The 19,389-nt window shown below is 70.2% G+C and carries 18 protein-coding genes and 1 tRNA gene; 4 read left to right on the top strand and 15 right to left on the bottom strand.

Translation table 11 applies throughout. The features are described 5' to 3' along the window. Position 1 precedes the first annotated feature (1 nt). The 3 genes from FHS39_RS20550 to FHS39_RS20540 form a co-directional block, all read right to left on the bottom strand. Positions 2–514, bottom strand: a complete 513-nt coding sequence (locus FHS39_RS20550) for a GNAT family N-acetyltransferase (protein ID WP_184350851.1) — start codon at positions 512–514, stop codon at positions 2–4. 101 nt (positions 515–615) lie between these two features. Beyond that, entirely contained in the window at positions 616–1,110 is a 495-nt protein-coding gene (locus tag FHS39_RS20545; protein ID WP_184350849.1) for a sigma-70 family RNA polymerase sigma factor, read from the bottom strand. Positions 1,111–1,220: 110 nt separating this feature from the next. After that, positions 1,221–2,393 (bottom strand): glycerophosphodiester phosphodiesterase, encoded by a 1,173-nt coding sequence (locus tag FHS39_RS20540; RefSeq protein ID WP_184350847.1) that lies wholly within the window; start codon positions 2,391–2,393, stop codon positions 1,221–1,223. A gap of 243 nt (positions 2,394–2,636) precedes the next feature. On the opposite strand from FHS39_RS20540, the gene FHS39_RS20535 reads away from it, so the two are divergent. Continuing rightward, the gene (locus FHS39_RS20535) at positions 2,637–3,314 is read left to right on the top strand and encodes a lysophospholipid acyltransferase family protein (RefSeq protein ID WP_184350845.1); all 678 of its coding nucleotides are present in this window, start codon (positions 2,637–2,639) and stop codon (positions 3,312–3,314) included. Between the two features lie 64 nt (positions 3,315–3,378). Here FHS39_RS20535 and FHS39_RS20530 read toward each other — a convergent pair whose 3' ends face one another. From FHS39_RS20530 to FHS39_RS20510, 5 genes are all read right to left on the bottom strand, one after another. After that, entirely contained in the window at positions 3,379–4,209 is an 831-nt protein-coding gene (locus tag FHS39_RS20530; RefSeq protein ID WP_184350844.1) for an alpha/beta fold hydrolase, read from the bottom strand. A 192-nt stretch (positions 4,210–4,401) separates the two neighbouring features. Beyond that, positions 4,402–5,916: an MFS transporter gene (locus FHS39_RS20525; protein ID WP_184351099.1), complete on the bottom strand. Its 1,515-nt coding sequence runs from the start codon at positions 5,914–5,916 to the stop codon at positions 4,402–4,404. 38 nt (positions 5,917–5,954) lie between these two features. After that, positions 5,955–6,506, bottom strand: a complete 552-nt coding sequence (locus FHS39_RS20520) for a TetR/AcrR family transcriptional regulator (RefSeq protein WP_184350842.1) — start codon at positions 6,504–6,506, stop codon at positions 5,955–5,957. Between the two features lie 69 nt (positions 6,507–6,575). Next, positions 6,576–8,003 (bottom strand): argininosuccinate lyase, encoded by a 1,428-nt coding sequence (gene argH, locus FHS39_RS20515; RefSeq protein WP_184350840.1) that lies wholly within the window; start codon positions 8,001–8,003, stop codon positions 6,576–6,578. Next, a complete protein-coding gene (locus FHS39_RS20510) occupies positions 8,000–9,193 on the bottom strand; it encodes an argininosuccinate synthase (protein WP_184350838.1) in 1,194 nt (397 codons plus the stop codon). The genes argH and FHS39_RS20510 overlap by 4 nt, the downstream gene beginning before the upstream one ends. A 172-nt stretch (positions 9,194–9,365) precedes the next feature. On the opposite strand from FHS39_RS20510, the gene FHS39_RS20505 reads away from it, so the two are divergent. Beyond that, complete coding sequence (locus FHS39_RS20505) at positions 9,366–9,908, top strand: Uma2 family endonuclease (protein ID WP_184350837.1); 543 nt, start codon at positions 9,366–9,368, stop codon at positions 9,906–9,908. Positions 9,909–10,003: 95 nt separating this feature from the next. Next, positions 10,004–10,080 (top strand) — tRNA-Pro (locus FHS39_RS20500). A 127-nt stretch (positions 10,081–10,207) separates the two neighbouring features. Here FHS39_RS20500 and FHS39_RS20495 read toward each other — a convergent pair. The 5 genes from FHS39_RS20495 to argC are packed head-to-tail and all read right to left on the bottom strand — an operon-like array spanning position 10,208 to position 15,053. Then, positions 10,208–10,750 carry an arginine repressor gene (locus tag FHS39_RS20495; RefSeq protein WP_184350835.1) on the bottom strand — a complete coding sequence of 181 codons (543 nt, stop codon included), beginning with the start codon at positions 10,748–10,750 and terminating at the stop codon, positions 10,208–10,210. Between the two features lie 7 nt (positions 10,751–10,757). Next, positions 10,758–11,963 carry an acetylornithine transaminase gene (locus FHS39_RS20490; protein ID WP_184350833.1) on the bottom strand — a complete coding sequence of 402 codons (1,206 nt, stop codon included), beginning with the start codon at positions 11,961–11,963 and terminating at the stop codon, positions 10,758–10,760. Beyond that, positions 11,960–12,880, bottom strand: coding sequence for an acetylglutamate kinase (gene argB / locus FHS39_RS20485; protein ID WP_184350831.1), 921 nt, complete (start codon positions 12,878–12,880; stop codon positions 11,960–11,962). The genes FHS39_RS20490 and argB overlap by 4 nt, the downstream gene beginning before the upstream one ends. Further along, positions 12,877–14,028, bottom strand: coding sequence for a bifunctional glutamate N-acetyltransferase/amino-acid acetyltransferase ArgJ (gene argJ / locus FHS39_RS20480; RefSeq protein WP_184350829.1), 1,152 nt, complete (start codon positions 14,026–14,028; stop codon positions 12,877–12,879). The genes argB and argJ overlap by 4 nt, the downstream gene beginning before the upstream one ends. Then, entirely contained in the window at positions 14,025–15,053 is a 1,029-nt protein-coding gene (argC, locus tag FHS39_RS20475) for an N-acetyl-gamma-glutamyl-phosphate reductase (protein WP_184350828.1), read from the bottom strand. Before argC ends, argJ begins: the two co-directional genes overlap by 4 nt. A 238-nt stretch (positions 15,054–15,291) precedes the next feature. Between argC and FHS39_RS20470 the strand changes: the two genes are divergently transcribed. Next, positions 15,292–16,020, top strand: coding sequence for an SDR family oxidoreductase (locus tag FHS39_RS20470; protein ID WP_184350826.1), 729 nt, complete (start codon positions 15,292–15,294; stop codon positions 16,018–16,020). Between the two features lie 274 nt (positions 16,021–16,294). Here the strand turns inward: FHS39_RS20470 and FHS39_RS20465 are convergent, their stop codons facing one another. After that, positions 16,295–17,695, bottom strand: a complete 1,401-nt coding sequence (locus tag FHS39_RS20465) for an MFS transporter (protein WP_184350824.1) — start codon at positions 17,693–17,695, stop codon at positions 16,295–16,297. Between the two features lie 100 nt (positions 17,696–17,795). Continuing rightward, entirely contained in the window at positions 17,796–19,253 is a 1,458-nt protein-coding gene (locus tag FHS39_RS20460) for an MFS transporter (protein ID WP_184350823.1), read from the bottom strand. Between the last annotated feature and the right edge of the window lie 136 nt (positions 19,254–19,389).

The raw sequence follows: 19,389 nt of genomic DNA, 5'->3' as shown, positions 1-19,389 counted from the left end.
GTCAGGCACTGGTGGCGAGGGCGGGCGCCTCGGCGGGCCCGGCCTCCTTCTCCAGGGTGATCACGGTGAGCTTGCCGGTGACCCGCTCCGTACCGGTCTGCGTGTAACCCCACTTGCGGTGCAGCCGCAATGTGCGCTCGCTGCGCTGGCCGATGGCGAGCCGGTAGCGCTTGGCCGACCACTCCCCCGCCAGTCGCTCCTCGATCGCGCCGAGCAGCCGGCGGCCCAGGCCGTGCCGCTGCATCCGGGGGTGCACGATGAGTCCGCTGATGACGGCCGTGCCGTCGCCGTCGACCGTGCCGCGCACCGAGCCGACGACCTCGTCGCCCAGCCGCGCCACCAGGACGCAGCCCCCGCCCAGCTCGGCGCGGAGCGCGTCCAGGCTCTGGGTGAGGGGTTCGATGGAGTAGTCGCCGTAGAGCTCGGCTTCGCTCTGATAACAGAGGTACTGGAGTTTGAGGATCTGCTCGGCATCGGTCTCGGCCGCGGCCGAGACGGTCACGCTCATGCCCATGTGCGCCTGCCTCCCCTTTTCGGTTCGGTCCGCCCTGACGGGAGCCGTCGCGGTTACGCCGCCTCCGTGGCACCGGTTGTCTAACGCTCCTTTCCCCCGGGTCAAGGAGCCGCAATCTCCGCCAAGAGCATTCTGCGCAGGCATCCCAGGCAGCGGGAACGCACGGGCCCCAGAGATCCTTGTGACATTCCCAACTTCCCTGCGATTTCCCGGTACGTCGGGTCGCTGCGGGACAGCAGTGCGGCCAGCAGCCGGGGACATCTGCCGGGCAGCCGGCGCACGGCCGCCCTCAGTTCCCGCCCCGCCTCGGCGGCCAGCACCTGCTGTTCCACTCCGGATTCCAGGCGCCGCCCGGACGGCTCGGCGGCGGTGGGGTCGTACGGCACCTCGCGGCGGGCCCGGCGGCGGGCGGCACGCGCCTCGGCCCGTACGGCCGCATGTAACCGCACGGCGGGCTGCCCGTCGCGTTCGCTCAGCAGCCGTACCCAGACGGCCTGTTCGAGATCCGCGGCGTCGACTCCGGCGGCGGACGCCTCCGCCGCGCACTCCGCCTTGAGCAGCGGGCTCAGCCGGGTCAGGAGATCACTCTGCGTCATGGCAAGCGGGACGTGAGTCTCCGCTTCCATGGTTTCCGGAACCCTCCGGAATCACCCTTCCGGGTGGGTGGCACCGCCGGACGCCCGGCCCGGCGGTGCCGCCCGTCGGGTCACTTCTTGAGGAAGTCCGCCCGCGCGAAGGCCGCGGTGTCGCAGTTGTCCGAGAAGATGCCGTCGATCCCGGTGGCGTAGTACGCCTTGAACGCCCCGAACGCGTCACCGTAGGCGTTCGGGTCCGAGCCGCGCTGGAAGTCCGCGGGCAGGAAGGTGTTCTCGTTGCGCATGGTGTACGGGTGCAGTATCAGCCCGGCGGCATGCGCGTCGCGGACGAGGGTGGTGGGCTTGCCGAGCTTGCCCTTGGCGTCGCGCGGGATGATCTGCTGCACCCACGGGCCGATGCCCTCGGCGAAGCCGGCGATCCACTTGAGCCCCTTGGGCGTGATGAGGTCGGCGACGGTGCGCGGGTCCTTGGCCTCGACGAAGTCCCACGGCCGGGTCGTGAGGTCGTCCAGCAGGAAGATCTTCGGGCTGTGGACACCCAGCCGGCTCAGCCGCTGGAGGCTGCTCGGCTCGAAGGACTCCAGGAACTGCGCCGAGTCGGCACGGTGCCGGCCGTACCGGCGCAGCAGCTTGGCCAGCGGCTCCTCGAGGCCCAGACCCAGCTTGCGGAAGTACGTGGGGTGCTTGGTCTCGGTGTGCAGCCAGATCCGGCGGCCGCGCTTGCGGCCCTGCTCGTCGGCCCACTTGAGGACCTCTTCGAAGGTGGGCACGTCCCAGCGGCCGTCGTAGAGCGTGTTGTGCTGCCGGTTCTGCGGCAGGCGCTCGACGGCGCGGAGCGTCTTGAGCTCGGCGAGCGTGAAGTCCTCGGTGAACCAGCCGGTGTGGGCCTCGCCGTCGACGGTCTTGGTGGTCTTGCGGGAGGCGAACTCCGGCCGCTTGGACACGTCGGTGGTGGCGGTGATGTCGTTCTCGTGACGGCACACCAGGTGGCCGTCCTTGGTGGGCACCAGGTCCTGCTCGATGACGTCCGCGCCGTTGGCGAGCGCGTACTCGTAGGAGCCGAAGGTGTGCTCGGGCCGGTAGCCGCAGGCACCGCGGTGGCCGATGACGGTCGGCTTCGGCAGGTCCTTGTACGAACCGGTGTCCCGCCCGTACCCGTCCGCCGCGCTCCGCGAAGCCGCCGTCGCCTGGCCCGCCCCGCTGCCGAGGGCGACCGCCCCCGCGCCGAGGGCCGCCGCGGCCCCCAGCATCGTGCGCCTGCCCGGCCGCTGCTCCTGCTGCATGTACGCTCCTCGTTCACTTCGTCCGCTGCCCGGTGTGGCAGCCGTCCTGGCGGCTGCCCGGCCGGGCAGATCGTATGCATGATTGGCATACGCACAGAAGGACGAAGATCGAACGGAGGGGAAACTCACGTCAACACTGTGTATCGACTCCGTGAACCTGGTGTGCGCGGCCGTTGTACCCGCGAGTATCGTCAGCGGCTGCCCAGCATGCGCCGTACCGAACCATCACGACCGGAGGGTCCGTTGTCCCGCATTCTGCTCAAGGCATTCCTCGGATTGCTGATGCGCGTCCTGTACCGTCCCAAGGTGGAGGGCGCCGAGCGTATTGCCGAGAACGGCCCGGTGATCCTGGCCGGAAACCACGTCACCTTCATCGACTCGCTGTTCCTCGCCCTGACCGTCAAGCGCGCGGTGTACTTCATCGGCAAGGACGAGTACGTCAAGGGCAAGGGGCTCAAGGGCCGTGTGATGGCGTGGTTCTTCGGCGCCAGCGGGATGATCCCGGTCGACCGCGACGGCGGCCACGGCGGTGTCGCCGCGCTGATGACCGGCCGTCGGGTGCTGGACGAGGGCAAGGTCTTCGCCATCTACCCGGAGGGCACCCGCTCCCCCGACGGCCGCCTCTACCGCGGCCGCACCGGCATCGCCCGGCTCGCACTGATGACGGGCGCCCCGGTGGTGCCGTTCGCGATGATCGGCACCGAGAAGGTCCAGCCGAGCGGCAAGGGCCTGCCGCGCATCGCACCGGTGACGGTCCGCTTCGGCGAGCCGCTGGACTTCTCCCGCTACGAGGGCATGGACCGCGACCGCTATGTGCTGCGCGCCGTCACCGACGAGGTGATGAGCGAGGTGATGCGCCTGTCCGGCCAGGAGTACGTGGACATCTACGCGACCAAGGCGCGCCGGGCCGAGGCGGCCTGACAGCTGCACTGACGTTCAGGGATGCCCCGGTGCCTTGCGCGCCGGGGCATCCCGCTTTTCCGGCTCAGCCCCAGCAGTGCGGCTGGTACGCCGGGTCGGCCGGGCCCTTGCGGCCCAGTGCGTTCAGCACCCACTGTGCGACAACCGGGTCCTTGGTCGCCTGGTCGTGCATGAACGGGTCGAGCGGGCACTTGTCCTGGAGCACGACGTTGGTGAGGTGCTCCTTGGGCCCGGTCAGCAGGGCGCTGGTGTAGGGGATGACGACCTCGTCGTGCCGGGTGGTGATGACCGTGTAGTCCGGGCCGGCCGGGGTCTCGTCGCCCGCGTTGAGCTTCTTCATCAGGTCGGAGCCGAACTGCTGGTCCACGCAGGACGGGCAGAAGGTCCAGCCCGCGGGGATCGCCAGCGGGTTCTTGGTGCCGTGGTTGGAAGGCACGATGCCGATGAGGTCGTCGACCTTGTCCGCGCCGCCGAGGAACTTCACGTAGTAGCGCGGCATCATGCCGCCCTGGCTGTGGCCGACGATGTCGACCTTGGCCGCGCCGGTGGCGCCGCGCACGGCCTCGACGAAGTCCCGCAGTTCCGCGGCCGCCTGGGGTATCGGGTCGGTCTCCATGTGCCCGTAGTTGAAGGCGAAGACGCAGTAGCCCGCCTCCTTGAGCTTCGGCGAGAGCGCCGCCCAGTTCTCGACCATCAGCTTGAACGTGCCGTTGACCAGCACGACGGGCTGCGGATGCGCCGAATCCGGCTTGCAGGACCAGTCGTTGGCCCCTCTCGGCGGGATGTCCAGGGGCGAGGCGGAGGCCGGGGCGGCGAGGCCCGTGAGGCCGAGGGCGGCGGTGGCCGCGGCGGCGAGCAGGAACCTGACGGTGCTGCGCAGACGGATGGGACGCATGTGGGGGATTCCTTAGAACACCGGACTGTCGTCCGAACCACGTTCGACATTGTCGACCAGTGGTCGAGATGGTTCCCCGGGCGTCAGGAGCGCGTCAAGAGAGTTACTCGCTGGTAAACATCACAGGGACCGGGGCTTGCCCGCCCCGGTCCCTGTGATGTTTGCTCATCTGAGCTGTGTACGGCTCAGCGATCAGTGCCCCGTCGTGCCCTCTTCCAGCCGCTGGCCCCGCAGGAGGAACCACGCGGTGACGGCCGTGCCCAGCAGCACCGCCGCGCCCACGCCGGAGGCGATCCGCAAGCCGTCGACGAAGGCGTCCTGCGCCGAGGAGAGCAGCACGGCCCCGGTGTCGGCGGGCAGCTGGCCGGCCGACTCGACCGCGCCGCCGAGGGACTCGTGGGCCTCCGCCGCCGCGCCCGCCGGGACCCCCGACGGCACGGCGAACCCGCGGTAGACGCCGGTGACGATCGACCCCAGGAGCGCGATGCCGAGCGCCGCGCCGAGCTCGTAGGCCGTCTCCGAGACGGCCGCGGCCGCGCCCGCCTGCTCCTTGGGCACGCTGGAGAGGATCACATCGGCCGTGACGGTGAAGGAGAAGCCCGCACCGACGCCGACGACCAGCAGCACCACGCCCAGCACCGGATAGGCGGTGTCCCCCCGGAGCCAGACCAGCACGGCGAGGGCGACGCCGATCGCCGCGAGCCCGCCGGCCACCACCGACCGCACCGACCAGCGCCGGGCGGCCTGCCCGGCGAGCAGCCCCGCGGTCACCGCGCCGACGGCGGCGGGCAGTTCCGCCAGGCCCGCCTCCAGCGGATCGCGGTCCTGCACCAGCTGGAGGAACTGCGAGAGGAAGAACACCAGCCCCGACAGGCCCAGGATCGTCAGCAGATCGGCCAGCACGGCCCCCGAGAACCCCCGATGGTGGAAGAGCCGCATGTCCAGCAGCGGCGCGGGCAGCTTGAGCTGGCGCCGTACGAACCACAGCAGCGCCAGCAGGCCGACGGCGCCCGCCAGGGCGACCTGCACGCCGAAGCCGGCCGTCGCCCACTCCTTGACCGCGTAGATGATCGCCACGATGCCGACCATCGACAGCGCCACGCTGAGCAGGTCCCAGGGGCCGGGCGAGGGGTCGCGCGACTCGGGCAGCAGCCGGATGCCGACGAGCACGAGCACGGCCATCACCGGCAGGTTGATCAGGAAGACCGAGCCCCACCAGAAGTTCTCCAGCAGGAACCCGCCCACCACCGGGCCCACCGCGGCACCGGCCGAGGCCATGGCGCCCCAGATGCCGATGGCCAGGCTGCGCTCCTGGGGATCGTGGAAGAGGTTGCGGATCATGGCCAGGGTGGAGGGCATCAGCGTCGCGCCCGCCACGCCCAGCAGCGCCCGGGCGAGGATCATCATCTCGGGGCTGGAGGCATAGGCGTTGAGCACCGAGACGGCCCCGAACGCCACCGCGCCGCTCAGCAGCAGCCGCTTGCGGCCGATGCGGTCACCAAGGCTGCCCATCGAGACCAGCAGTCCGGCGATGACGAAGGAGTAGACGTCGCCGATCCACAGCAGCTGGGTGCCCGAGGGCTTGAGGTCCTCGCTGAGGAACGGCGTGGCGAGGCCGAGGACGGTCGCGTCGACGGCGACGAGGAGGACGGCCAGCACCAGGACGGCCAGGGCGAGCCAGCGTCCCGGACGCGGAGCGTCCGCCATTTTGGGCGCGTCCGGCTGCGGGGAGAGGATCTCGCTGCTCACGGCTCCATCCTCCGTCGCTGCGCGCCGCCCAGCAGCAGCTCGGAGACCATGCGGCTGATGTCCTTGGCGGCCACCCGGCCGTCCTGCACGGCCCAGGCGCCGGTGCCGATCAGCCCGTAGAGGGCCTCGGTGAGCCAGGCGGGTGACAGGTCGATGCGGAAGGCACCCTGCTCCTGGCCCCGGCTGAAGAGCGCCTGGACGCGGGCGTCGAGGCGGTTCCAGCCCTCGTTGATCCCGCCTTCGTAGAGCTGGTTCTCGGTGAAGAGGAAGGCGAGGATGCCGGCCACCGGCTCGGCTTCGGCCACCAGCCGGCGCACGGCCTCGGCCGCGTCGCCCTCGTCCACCCGCGCCGCGTCCAGAGCCCGTCCGAACTGCTCGATGCCGAGCTCTTCCAGGGCGCGCACCAGTGCGTCGCGGCCCGCGAAGTGCCGGTGGAGGGTGGCGCGGCCGATGCCGGCGGCCTTGGCGATCTCGTCCATGGACGCGGTCGCCTTGCGGGTGAGCAGGGTCGCTGCCGCTCTCAGGACATGGTCACGGTCAACACTCATGAGACAACGATAACCCGAATGAGACGTTGATGTCTCATTCGGGTTATCGCCGTATCGCTTTGCTCGTGGTCAGCGCTGCTTGGCGACCGCCCACTCCCGCTGCACGGCCAGGTCCGCCTTGACCTCCTGGAGCTGGACGGCGACCGCGGACGGTGCAGTCCCGCCGCGGCCGCTGCGCGAGGCGAGCGCGCCGGGCACGTCGAGGACCGTACGGACCTCGGGCGTCAGGTGCGGCGAGATGGCGGCGAACTGCGCATCCGTGAGCTGGTCGAGCTCGATGCCGTGCGCCTCGCACTCCTTGACGCACTCCCCCGCCACCTCGTGTGCCACCCGGAACGGCACGCCCTGCTTGACCAGCCACTCGGCGATGTCGGTGGCCAGCGAGAAGCCGGCGGGGGCCAGCTCCTGCATCCGCTCGCGGTGGACGGTGAGGGTCGCCATCATCCCGGTGAAGGCCGGGAGCAGGACCTCCAGCTGGTCGCAGGAGTCGAAGACCGGCTCCTTGTCCTCCTGCAGATCGCGGTTGTAGGCGAGGGGCAGGGCCTTGAGCGTGGCCAGCAGGCCGGTCAGATTGCCGATCAGCCGCCCGGACTTGCCGCGCGCCAGCTCGGCGATGTCCGGGTTCTTCTTCTGCGGCATGATCGAGGAGCCGGTGGAGAAGGCGTCGTGCAGGGTCACGAAGGAGAACTCCTTCGTGTTCCAGATGATGACCTCCTCGGCGATCTTCGACAGGTCGACGCCGATCATCGCCGTGATGAAGGCGAACTCGGCGACGAAGTCGCGCGAGGCCGTGCCGTCGATGGAGTTCCCCACCGAGCCGCGCTCGAAGCCGAGGTCGGCCGCGACCGCCTCGGGGTCGAGCCCGAGCGAGGACCCGGCGAGCGCCCCCGCCCCGTACGGCGAGACCGCCGTGCGCTCGTCCCACTGGCGCAGCCGCTCGGCGTCCCGCGACAGTGCCTGGACGTGCGCGAGCACGTGGTGGGCGAAGAGCACGGGCTGGGCGTGCTGGAGGTGCGTACGGCCGGGCATGGCCACGTCGGGGTGCGCCTCGGCGAGGCCGACGAGCGCCTCCTGGAGGTCGGCGATCAGCCCGCCGATGATCCGCGCGTGGTCGCGCAGGTACATCCGGAAGAGCGTGGCCACCTGGTCGTTGCGGGACCGCCCGGCGCGCAGCTTGCCGCCGAGGTCGGGGCCGAGCCGCTCCAGCAGCCCGCGCTCGAGGGCGGTGTGCACGTCCTCGTCGGCGATGGTGCCGGTGAAGGTGCCGGCGGCGACGTCGGCCTCCAGCAGTCCGAGGCCCTCGATCATCCGCTTCAGCTCGTCGTCCGTGAGCAACCCGGCCTTGTGCAGCACGCGGGCGTGGGCACGGGAGCCGGCGATGTCGTACGGGGCGAGGCGCCAGTCGAAGTGGACGGAGGCGGACAGCTTGGCCAGGGCCTCGGCGGGGCCGTCGGCGAACCGGCCGCCCCACAGGCGTACGTCCTGCTGCTCGCTCATACGAGGTCCCGCTTGGCCGCCATCTTCGAGGAGAGCCCGAAGATCTCGATGAAGCCCTTCGCCATGGACTGGTCGAAGGTGTCGCCGGTGTCGTAGGTGGCGAGGTTGAAGTCGTAGAGCGACTGCGCGGACTTCCGGCCGTTGACCACGGCCCGGCCGCCGTGCAGCGTCATCCGGATGTCGCCCGAGACATGCTCGTTGGCCTCGGCGATGAAGCCGTCCAGCGCCCGCTTGAGCGGGGAGAACCACAGGCCGTCGTAGACCAGCTCGCTCCACCGCTGCTCGACCTGCCGCTTGTAGCGGGCCAGCTCGCGCTCGACGGTGACGTTCTCCAGCTCCTGGTGGGCGGTGATCAGCGCGATGGCGCCGGGCGCCTCGTAGATCTCCCGGGACTTGATGCCGACGAGCCGGTCCTCGACCATGTCGATCCGCCCGACGCCCTGGGCGCCGGCCCGCTCGTTGAGCTGCTGGATCGCCTGGAGCACGGTGACAGGCTTGCCGTCGATCGCCACGGGGACGCCCCGCTCGAAGGTGATGATCACCTCGTCGGCCTCCCGGGGGGTGGCCGGGTTGGCGGTGTAGTCGTAGACGTCCTCGATCGGCGCGTTCCAGATGTCCTCCAGGAAGCCGGTCTCCACGGCCCGCCCGAAGACGTTCTGGTCGATGGAGTACGGCGACTTCTTGGTCGTCGCGATCGGCAGCTGCTTCGCCTCGCAGAAGGCGATGGCCTTGTCCCGCGTCATGGCGTAGTCCCGCACCGGGGCGATGCACTTCAGCTCCGGCGCGAGCGAGGAGATCCCCGCCTCGAACCGCACCTGGTCGTTGCCCTTGCCGGTGCAGCCGTGGGCGACGGTGGTCGCGCCGTGCTTCTTCGCAGCGGCGACCAGGTGCTTCACGATGGTCGGCCGCGAGAGCGCGGACACCAGCGGGTACCGGTCCATGTACAGGGCGTTCGCCTTGATCGCCGGGAGGCAGTACTCCTCGGCGAACTCGTCCTTGGCGTCCGCGACCTCCGCCTCCACCGCACCACAGGCGAGCGCGCGCTTGCGGATGACGTCCAGGTCCTCGCCGCCCTGGCCGACGTCCACGGCAACGGCGATGACCTCGGCGCCCGTCTCCTCGGCGATCCAGCCGATGGCGACGGAGGTGTCCAGGCCGCCCGAGTAGGCGAGTACGACGCGCTCGGTCACGGGATTCTCCTTACGGTGCAGTGCGCTGCGCATTCATGCGCTGATAGGTATAACTATGCAGTGCGCCGCATGTTTCGTCAATAGCGCGTGAGGGTGAATCGGTCACGAGTGGATGTCGGCGGGGCGTTCTACGATGCGAGTATCCGGGTGCCCAACCAGGGGAGGTTCCGCCATGACCGTGCAGGACGACTTCTTGCGGGAGACCGTCGAGCTTGCAGCGTCGGTGATCGAGGGCTTCAAGATCGAAGTGGTGGGGGACCGGATCATCATGACGCCACAGAGCAGCGTCCAGTGCTGGACGATCCGCCGGGTGGTGAACGCCGTCGAGGCCTGCGGCATCACCGAGGAGCGCATCCTGTCGGACGTAATGATCCAGTTCCCGGGGGAACCCCCGCGGTGCCCCGACGTGGCGATCACCGAAGACGGCGCCGACAACCCGTACACCTACGACGACCTGCTGGCCGCCATCGAGATCGTCTCCTCGAAGCACGACAGGAACGACTACGCGATCAAGGTGCACCAGTACGCCCGCTTCGGCGTGCCCGCCTACTTGATCATTGACCCTTTCAGCGGCCAATGCAGCCTGCTCACCGAGCCGGCGAACGACTTGTACACCTCGTGCGAGGAGTACAAGTACGGCGACACCATCTCCTTCCGACTCCGAGACGGCAGCAGCATCGAGATCCCCACGCACACGTTCAAGCGCCGCATCTGACCGCCCCAGCCCCCCGGATTTGGATCACAGCCCGGAACAGGATATTTTCTTCCTGCACGCCCCACCGGGAAGAAACGCCCGGAGGGACACGGCATCGGGACGTGGCGCAGCTTGGTAGCGCACTTGACTGGGGGTCAAGGGGTCGCAGGTTCAAATCCTGTCGTCCCGACCATGGGTCGGATGTAGAAGGCCATTCAGGGGCCCTGCTTCACTACGGTGAAGCAGGGCCCCTGGCCGTTTTCCCCGAGCGGGCGGCGGGCGGGGAACATTGGGGTGCCCCGCGCCGCCCTTTCAGCGCCTCACCGCTCCTTCTGGGCCAGTCTCAGCAAGTGGTCCGCCAGGGCCTGGCCGCCCAGGGGGTCGCGGCTGATCAGGAGGACCGTGTCGTCGCCCGCGATCGTGCCGATGATCTCGTGGACGCCCGCCTGGTCGATGGCCGAGGCGAAGAACTGGGCCGCGCCCGGTGGGGTGCGCAGGACCACCAGGTTGGCGGAGGCCTCCGCCGAGATCAGGAGTTCGGCGGCCAGGCGGCCCATGCGGGCCTCGGTGGCCGATTCGCCCAGGGGTGCGCGGGGGGTGCGGTCGCCGCCTTCGGAGGGGACGGCGTAGATCAGCTCGCCGCCCGTGTTGCGGATCTTGACCGCGCCCAGTTCGTCGAGGTCGCGCGAGAGCGTCGCCTGGGTGACCGACAGGCCGTCGTCGGCGAGCAGCTTGGCGAGCTGGCTCTGCGAGCGCACGGCCTGGCGGCCGAGGATGTCCACGATCCGGCGGTGCCGGGCGGTGCGGGTCTGCGGCACGGCCTGTCCGCCGTGCACCGGCTCGGTCTGCTGTGCCTCGGGCATCTCTTCGTCAGTCTCCGGATCGTCGTTCCTCGTGGGCCCCGTCGGCGACGGCGTCCAGGACACCCGGCAGTGCCCGGAGGAACGTCTCCGCCTCATCTTCTGTGATGATCAGCGGAGGGGCCAGCCGCACCACGTCGGGTGCGACCGCGTTCACCAGGAGACCGGCTTCCTGTGCAGCGTGCTGCACCTTTGGTGCGAGGGGCTCGGAAAGGACAATACCCAGCAGCAGGCCCGCACCACGGATGTGGTCGACGAGCGGGTGGTCGAGCGCAGCGATCCCGTCACGCAGCAGCGCCCCCGTGCGCGCGACCCGTTGCAGCGCGCCGTCCGCCCCGAGGGTGTCCAGAACGGCGAGTGCGGCGGCGCAGGAGACGGGGTTTCCGCCGAAGGTCGAGCCGTGCTGACCAGGTGTCAGCAGGTCGGCGGCGGTGCCGAAGGCCAGCGTGGCGCCGATGGGCAGCCCGCCGCCGAGCCCCTTGGCGAGGGTGACGACGTCCGGCTCGATCCCTTGCGCCTGGTGCTCGAACCAGTGTCCGGTGCGTCCGATACCTGTCTGGATCTCGTCCAGGACGAGGAGGGTTCCGGTGGCCCGGGTGATCTCGCGGGCCGCGGCGAGATAGCCCGCCGGGGGCACGACGACGCCGTTCTCGCCCTGCACCGGCTCCAGCATCACGAGCGCGGTGTCGGTGGTGACCGCGGCTTGCAGGGCCTCGACGTCGCCGTACGGGACGTGGGTGACGTCGCCGGGCAGCGGCAGGAAGGGTGCCTGCTTCGCGGGCTGGCCGGTGAGGGCGAGGGCGCCCATGGTGCGGCCGTGGAAGCCGCCGGCGGCGGCCACCATGTGCGTACGCCCGGTGCGCCGGCCGATTTTGAAGGCGGCTTCGACCGCCTCCGCGCCGGAGTTGGCGAAGTAGACCCGCCCGGGCCGCCCGGCCAGCGCCAGCAGCCGCTCGGCCAGCTCGACCGTGGGCTCGGCGGAGAAGAGGTTGGAGACGTGGCCGAGCGTGGCGATCTGGTCGGAGACCGCGCGGACGACGGCCGGGTGGGCGTGGCCGAGGGCGTTGACGGCGATGCCGCCGACGAAGTCCAGGTAGCGCTTGCCGTCGGCGTCCCAGACGTACGGGCCCTCGCCCCGCACGAGCGGGATGCGGGGGGTACCGTAGTTGTCCATCAGGGCGCCCTGCCAGCGCTTGGTGAGCTCCGCGTTGGTCACGACTCCTCCTCGTCCGGTACGACCATGGTGCCGACGCCCTCGTCGGTGAAGATCTCCAGCAGGATGGCGTGCTGCACCCTGCCGTCTATCACCCGGGCGGTCCTGACGCCGTTGCGCACGGCGTGCAGGCAGCCCTCCATCTTGGGGACCATGCCGCTGGCCAGCTCGGGCAGCAGCGCCTCCAGCTCGCCGGCGGTGAGCTTGCTGATGACCTCGTCGCTGTGCGGCCAGTCCTCGTACAGCCCCTCGACGTCGGTGAGGACCATCAGCGTCTCGGCGCCGAGCGCGGCGGCGAGCGCGGCGGCCGCGGTGTCGGCGTTGACGTTGTAGACGTGGCCGTCGTCGGCGCTGCGGGCGATGGAGGAGACGACGGGGATGCGGCCGTTGTCCAGCAGGGCCCGGATGGCGCCGGTGTCGGTCGCGGTGATCTCGCCGACCCGCCCGATGTCGACGCGCTCGCCGTCGACGTGGGCGTAGCGCTTGGTGGCGGTCATGGTGTGGGCGTCCTCGCCGGTCATGCCGACGGCGAGCGGGCCGTGCCGGTTGAGCAGCCCGACGAGCTCGCGCTGCACCTGTCCGGCCAGCACCATCCGTACGACGTCCATGGCCTCGGGCGTGGTGACCCGCAGTCCGGCCTTGAACTCGGAGTCGATGCCGAGCTTGTCGAGCTGTGCGCTGATCTGCGGGCCGCCGCCGTGGACGACGACGGGCTTGAGGCCCGCGTGGCGCAGGAAGACGACGTCCTGGGCGAAGGCGGCCTTCAGCTCGTCGTCGACCATGGCGTTGCCGCCGAACTTGATGACGACGGTCTTGCCGTGGTGGCGCGTCAGCCAGGGCAGCGCCTCGACGAGGGTGCGCGCCTTGGGCAGCGCGGTGTGCTTGCGGGTGGCGCCGGTAGTGGCCTGGGTGGTCGTCATGAGGAGTACGCGCTGTTCTCGTGGACGTAGTCGGCGGTGAGGTCGTTGGCCCAGATGACGGCGGTCTCGGAGCCCTCGGCGAGGTCGGCGGTGATGCGGACCTCCCGGTAGCGCATGTCGACGAGGTCGCGGTCCTCGCCGACGGAGCCGTTCTTGCACACCCAGACGCCGTTGATGGCCACGCCCAGCTTGTCGGGGTCGAAGGCGGCCGAGGTGGTGCCGATGGCGGAGAGCACCCGGCCCCAGTTGGGGTCCTCGCCGTGGATGGCGCACTTGAGGAGGTTGTTGCGGGCGATGGAGCGGCCCACCTCGACGGCGTCGTCCTCGGTGGCCGCGCCGACGACCTCGATGCGGATGTCCTTGCTGGCGCCCTCGGCATCACCGATGAGCTGGCGGGCAAGGTCGTCGCAGACGGTCCGTACGGCCTCGGCGAACTCGGTCTGCTGCGGGGTGATGCCACAGGCGCCGGAGGCCAGGAGCAGCACGGTGTCGTTGGTGGACATGCAGCCGTCGGAGTCGACCCGGTCGAAGGTGGTGCGGGTGGCGGCGCGCAGGGCGTCGTCGAGCCCGGCCGCGTCGACGTCGGCGTCGGTGGTCAGGACGACGAGCATGGTGGCGAGGCCGGGGGCGAGCATGCCCGCGCCCTTGGCCATGCCGCCCACGGTCCATCCCTCGCCCTGGGCGACGGCCGTCTTGTGCACGGTGTCGGTGGTCTTGATGGCGATGGCGGCCTTCTCGCCGCCGTGCGGGGAGAGTTCGACGGCGGCCTTCTCGATGCCGGTGAGCAGCTTGCCCATCGGCAGCCGGACGCCGATGAGGCCGGTGGAGGCCACGGCGATCTCGGCGGCACTGTGCCCGAGCGCCTCGGCGGCCTTCTCGGCGGTGGCGTGGGTGTCCTGGAAGCCCTCGGGGCCGGTGCAGGCGTTGGCGCCGCCGGAGTTGAGGACGACGGCGGAGACCTGGCCGCCGCGCAGGACCTGCTGGGACCAGAGCACGGGTGCGGCCTTGACGCGGTTGGCGGTGAAGACGCCGGCGGCGGCCAGGCGCGGCCCCTGGTTGACCACGAGGGCCAGGTCGGGGCTGCCGCTCTCCTTGATCCCGGCAGCGATGCCCGCCGCCGTGAATCCCTTTGCTGCCGTGACGCTCATGGAGCCACTCCCGTGGTGGAAAGTCCCAGCTCCTCGGGGAGTCCGAGGGCGATGTTCATGCTCTGCACCGCGCCGCCCGCGGTGCCCTTGGCGAGGTTGTCGATGGCGCAGACCGCGACGATCCGTCCGGCCGACTCGTCGAGGGCGACCTGGACGAGCGCGGTGTTGGAGCCGGTAACGGCTCCGGTGGCGGGCCACTGCCCCTCAGGCAGCAGCCGGGCGAAGGGCTCGCCCTGGAACGCCTTGCCGTAGGCGGCCCGCACCTCCTGGGCCGTCACCCCCGCCTTCGCTTTGGCGCTGCAGGTGGCGAGGATGCCGCGGGGCATGGGCGCCAGCGTGGGGGTGAAGGAGACGGTGACGGGCTCCCCGGCGGCGGCCGAGAGGTTCTGGACCATCTCGGGGGTGTGCCGGTGGCCGCCGCCGACGCCGTACGGGCTCATCGAGCCCATGACCTCGCTGCCGAGCAGGTGCGGCTTGGCCGCCTTGCCCGCGCCGGAGGTGCCGGACGCGGCGACGATCACGGCCTCGGGCTCGGCGAGCCCGGCGGCGTACGCGGGGAAGAGCCCGAGGGAGACGGCGGTCGGATAGCAGCCGGGGACGGCGATGCGCCGCGCCCCGCGCAGCGCCTCCCGCCCGCCGGGCAGCTCCGGCAGCCCGTACGGCCAGGTACCGGCGTGCGGCGAGCCGTAGAAGCGCTCCCACTCCCCCGCGTCCCTCAGCCGGAAGTCGGCTCCGCAGTCGACGACGAGCACCTCGTCGCCCAGCTCGGCCGCGACGGCGGCGGACTGCCCGTGCGGCAGGGCGAGGAAGACGACGTCGTGCCCGGCGAGCACCTCGGGGGCAGTCGGCTGGAGCACCCGCTCGGCGAGCGGGTACAGGTGCGGCTGGAGCGCGCCCAGGCGCTGCCCGGCGTTGGAGTTCCCGGTCAGGGCGCCGATGCGCACTTCGGGGTGGGTGAGCAGCAGACGCAGCACTTCCCCGCCCGCATACCCGCTCGCCCCGGCCACTGCCGCGCTTACCGCCATGGATCGGCCCTCCTCGTCACGGCATGACTATACGAAGAGCAGCAGTTTTATGCAATGGCCTCCGCGCATGCCGGGGAGCGGGCGTGATGTGACTGAGCGCTTCCGTTGGCCACTGGGTGCGAGAGTTGCCCAGTTGGGTAACCACACTTGCCAGACGTACGGCCCTTACCTCGCACCAAACACCCATATCGGAATCATGTGTCATATTACGGACATATCTCCCGACGAAAGGCACGTCATGAAGTTCGCAGTCATCGGCGGTACCGGGCTGATCGGGTCGCAGGTCGTCAAGATTCTGAACGCCGACGGGCACGAGGCGATACCACACTCGCAGTCCACCGGAATCGACGTCATCAGCGGCCAGGGACTGGACGAGGCGGTGGCGGGAGCCGACGCCGTCGTCAACCTGACGAACTCCCCTACCTTCGACGAAGCCTCCCTGGCCTTCTTCCAGACCTCGATGGACAACCTTCTGGCCGCGGCCCAGAAGGGCGGCGTCGGCCACTTCGTCATCCTCTCGATCGTCGGCGCGGACCAGGTGCCGGAACTGGACTACTACAGGGCCAAGGTGCTCCAGGAGGACATCCTCGCGGCCGGGCCGATCCCCTACTCAATCGTCCGGGCGACGCAGTTCATGGAGTTCATGGATGCCGTCCTGTCCTGGACCGTCGACAGCGACAGTGTCCGGTTGCCCGCCACGCCGATCCAGCCGATCGCCTCCAAGGACGTGGCCAACGCGGTGGCCGAGGTTGCCACGGGCGCCCCGCTGAGTGGCATCCGCAACATCGCCGGCCCCGAGATCTTCCCCCTGGACGAACTGGGCCGGATCACCCTGTCCCACAAGGGCGACAACCGTACCGTCGTTACCGACCCCACCGCTGGCATGTTCGCCGTCGTCAAGGGCGACGTCCTCACCGACATGGACGCTCACCTCGCCCCTACCCGCTACGCCGACTGGCTCTCCTGAACCGCTCGCGCCCTCCAGCTTCCAGTTCGGCCGGACGTGACGATGCAGATAGCCGACAGGCGCCCCATGCCCTGAGCGCTGTAGTTGGCCATACTGGCCAACTACAGCGCTCAGTCACAACGAGTGGTCTTCGGCGGCAGACGGCGAATGAGTGTGGCTGAGCGCCCGAGTTGGCGAGTGAGTGCTTCAGTTGGCGGGGGGACGACCTGGGATCGGGCCATCGTCTGCAGTGCAGGCACCGAAGGCACTCGCTGTGCCGCTGAGAATTTTGAGGTCATGGTGATGGTGCGTGCGGGAGTGCGAGGGCAAGGAGGGCGATGAGGACGGAGAAGACGGCGCAGGCGGCGAAGCCTGCTTGGAAGCCGGCCGTGGTGTAGTCGGCGGAGCCGGAGACGGCGGCGATGACCGCGCCGATGACAGCGATGCCGATGGTGGCGCCCATCTGGGCTGCGCTGGTGATGATGCCGGAGGCTTGTCCTCGGTGCTCGTCGGCGACGGTGTTCTGGGCCGCGGTGACCGCACAGTTGTAGACGGCGGGGATGGAGATTCCGTACAGCAGCAGAGCGGGGATGATCCACGGCAGGGAGTGTGCCGAGGCGGCCAGGGCGAGCCAGGCGAAGGCGACGATCGCGGTAAGGGCGGTGACCAAAGCCGGGAGGCGGGATCCGACCCGGTCGACGACGTGGCCGGTGACCGGAGCGACCGCGATGATCGGGCCAAGCGCAATGGCCAGGGCGAGACCCGCCAGGAGCGGCCGCAATCCGGCCTCGTGCTGCAGGAACAGGGGCGCGAAGACGATCAGGCCGAGGTAGACCACGTAGACCAGAAAGACGATCGCGACGGCGCTGGAGAAGACCCGGTCGCGCAGGATGCCCAGATCGAACAGCGGTGTACGGCGGCGCAACTCGATGAGGGCGAAGGCGGCGAAGAGGATCACCGCGGCCGCATACAGCAGCCCGGCCGGGAGCGAGTCCCAGCCCCAAGCGGGGGCTTGCATCAAGGCGACGACGAGTGCGGCGAGTCCGGCCGCATTGGTGAGCAGACCGGGTACGTCGAATCGCTCGCGGCGCCCTGACCGGACGTCATGGCGGACGGTCGTGGCGCAGATGAGCCCGACGGCGCAGGCGATGGGGACGTTGATCCAGAAGACGGCCCGCCAGCTGATCTGGTCGATCAGGGCTCCCGTGAGCAGGGGGCCGATGACGTAGAAGACGCTGGCGGCGCCGATGTAAGCGCCCACTGCACGGCCGCGTTCGGCCGGTGGGAAGGTCTGGGAGACGATGGCGAGCGCGGTGGGGATCACCAGGGCCGCGCCGACCCCCTGTACCGCCCGCCAGGTGATGAGCAGGGCCAGGTCGGGGGCGGTGGCACTGAACAGCGATGCCAGGCCGAAGACGGCCAAACCGACGGCGAAGGTCCGGCGACGGCCGCAGATGTCGGAGAGCCGTCCGCCGACGGCGACGAAAGCGGCCAGGGTGAGCATGTAGGCGTTCATCACCCAGTGCGTCCCGGTACGGGAGGCGTGAAGCTCCCGGTGGATCGTCGCCAGCGCGACGCCGACACCGGTCTCGTCGATGAACGTCATGGCAAGCGCGCCACTCATCGCGACCAGCACCCAGCGGCGGTGCCGCCTGTCGGCGATCTCGGTCCCTGGCGCGGTGGACTGGGGGGTCATGGAGGTATTGCACCTCCACGTCGAGGATTGGGGTGGCAGCGCATCCCTGTCTTCCCGCCATGTCGGGACGCCATGTGCCGCCGCCCGGGTGACAGCCGTCTCAGCGCGAGGTGCCAACGGCAGGCTGCGATCGGCTCGGAAGGCGCCAGGCCAGCAGGCCGGTGGCCCCCGCGAGGGCGAACAGGGCCCACGCACACCCCATCAGGGCCGCCGTGAAGTCGCGGCCCGTCAGGTGTGCGCTCCTCTGCTGTGGGTCGACGCCGAGGAGGGCAACGAACAGGGCGCCGAACACGGCCACGCCGAGAGAGCTGGCGAGTTGGTTGACCGTCAGGACGACTCCCGAGGCCGCTCCCGCCTCGGGCGGGGGCACGGTGGCCAGGATGACGCCGATCAGCGGCGCCGCCACGAGCCCCTGCCCCACCCCCGCGATCAGCAGCGCGGGGGCCATAACCAAGGCCTCCGCATGGGGGGAGGCCGACGGGGCCGGGGCCAGCGTGACGATCAGGACCAGGTAGCCCATAGCCATCGTGACCGCGCCCACCTTCAAGACCGCGTTCCCACGGCGGACGGCGAACCGCCGCCCGGCGAGCGAGGCCCCCGCGAAGCCCAGCCCGAGCGGCAGGAACCCCACGCCAGAAGCCAACGGTGACAGATGCAGCCCCTCCTGGAAGACGTAAGCCAGCAGCAGAAACAGGCCGTAGTTGCCGCTGTAGAACACCAACGCTGCGCCCAGCCCCGTGGTGAATCCACGATCTCGGAACAGCGAGGGCGTAATCAGAGGCGCCCGTCCCGCTTTCTCCCGGCCCCGTTCGACGGACCACAGCCCCACCAGGGACAGGGCCGATCCGGCGAACGCCGGCCACACCCACCACGGCCAGCCATCGTCACTTCCCCGTACCAGGGGATACACCAGCAGCGTCATCGCCACCGCGGTCAGGACCAGCCCCTGGATGTCCGCCGGTCGCCGCATCGCCCCGGTCTTCGGCAGGACGAAGGGCACGCACGCGGCCGCGGCCAGGCCGATCGGCATGTTGACCCAGAACACCGAGCGCCAGCCGAGCCCGAGCACGTCAGCGTGGATCAGCGCCCCGCCGACGATCTGCCCGACCGCTGCGCCCATCCCGATCGTCCCGCCATAAAGGGCCAAAGCGCGCGGACGACGGTCGGGCGGGAAGACGTCCTGGATGATCGAGAGCACTTGAGGCAGCATCACCGCCGCTGCGAACCCCTGCGCCACCCGCAGCCCGATAAGCACCCCGACCGAGGGCGCCAAGGCGCAACCCGCGCTGCACACGACGAACGCCAGCAGCCCGGCGAGGAAGACCTCCTTCTTGCCCAGAGAATCACCCAACCGGCCGCCCGACGTCAGGGCGACGGCATAGGCAAGCACATAGCCGCTGATCACCAGCTGGATATCGCCGAAGCTCGCCCCCAGATCACGCTGGATGGACGGGGCGGCGACGTTCACGATCAGCACGTCCAGGATTCCCATGAACGTGGCGGCCAGCAGCACGACCAGCGCCATGCGCCGATGCATGCCGACCTGCATAGTGTCCATGCCGCCTCTCGACCTCACTCCAGTGCCCCATGCCGCCGGGCCGGCGCTTCCTGCTTCGTCCTCGGCTCGTCCTCGGCGAGGATGCGATGGTGGTGCGGTGGCCCTGCCCACCAACTGAAACGCCCAGCCGCCAACT

Source organism: Streptomyces olivoverticillatus (genome assembly GCF_014203555.1).
GTDB lineage: Bacteria > Actinomycetota > Actinomycetes > Streptomycetales > Streptomycetaceae > Streptomyces > Streptomyces olivoverticillatus.
This window is presented reverse-complemented; position numbering and strand designations above follow the sequence as displayed.

Bases quoted from the DNA above. Each gene is read 5' to 3' on its own strand.
- FHS39_RS20545 (WP_184350849.1), bottom strand. From the start codon at position 1,110: ATGACGCAGAGTGATCTCCTGACCCGGCTGAGCCCGCTGCTCAAGGCG.
- FHS39_RS20530 (WP_184350844.1), bottom strand. From the start codon at position 4,209: ATGCGTCCCATCCGTCTGCGCAGCACCGTCAGGTTCCTGCTCGCCGCC.
- argB (WP_184350831.1), bottom strand. From the start codon at position 12,880: ATGACGACCACCCAGGCCACTACCGGCGCCACCCGCAAGCACACCGCG.
- FHS39_RS20460 (WP_184350823.1), bottom strand. From the start codon at position 19,253: ATGGACACTATGCAGGTCGGCATGCATCGGCGCATGGCGCTGGTCGTG.
- argH (WP_184350840.1), bottom strand. From the start codon at position 8,003: ATGAGCGAGCAGCAGGACGTACGCCTGTGGGGCGGCCGGTTCGCCGAC.
- argJ (WP_184350829.1), bottom strand. From the start codon at position 14,028: ATGAGCGTCACGGCAGCAAAGGGATTCACGGCGGCGGGCATCGCTGCC.
- FHS39_RS20520 (WP_184350842.1), bottom strand. From the start codon at position 6,506: ATGAGTGTTGACCGTGACCATGTCCTGAGAGCGGCAGCGACCCTGCTC.
- FHS39_RS20495 (WP_184350835.1), bottom strand. From the start codon at position 10,750: ATGCCCGAGGCACAGCAGACCGAGCCGGTGCACGGCGGACAGGCCGTG.
- FHS39_RS20505 (WP_184350837.1), top strand. From the start codon at position 9,366: ATGACCGTGCAGGACGACTTCTTGCGGGAGACCGTCGAGCTTGCAGCG.
- FHS39_RS20525 (WP_184351099.1), bottom strand. From the start codon at position 5,916: ATGGCGGACGCTCCGCGTCCGGGACGCTGGCTCGCCCTGGCCGTCCTG.
- FHS39_RS20470 (WP_184350826.1), top strand. From the start codon at position 15,292: ATGAAGTTCGCAGTCATCGGCGGTACCGGGCTGATCGGGTCGCAGGTC.
- FHS39_RS20550 (WP_184350851.1), bottom strand. From the start codon at position 514: ATGGGCATGAGCGTGACCGTCTCGGCCGCGGCCGAGACCGATGCCGAG.
- argC (WP_184350828.1), bottom strand. From the start codon at position 15,053: ATGGCGGTAAGCGCGGCAGTGGCCGGGGCGAGCGGGTATGCGGGCGGG.
- FHS39_RS20540 (WP_184350847.1), bottom strand. From the start codon at position 2,393: ATGCAGCAGGAGCAGCGGCCGGGCAGGCGCACGATGCTGGGGGCCGCG.
- FHS39_RS20465 (WP_184350824.1), bottom strand. From the start codon at position 17,695: ATGACCCCCCAGTCCACCGCGCCAGGGACCGAGATCGCCGACAGGCGG.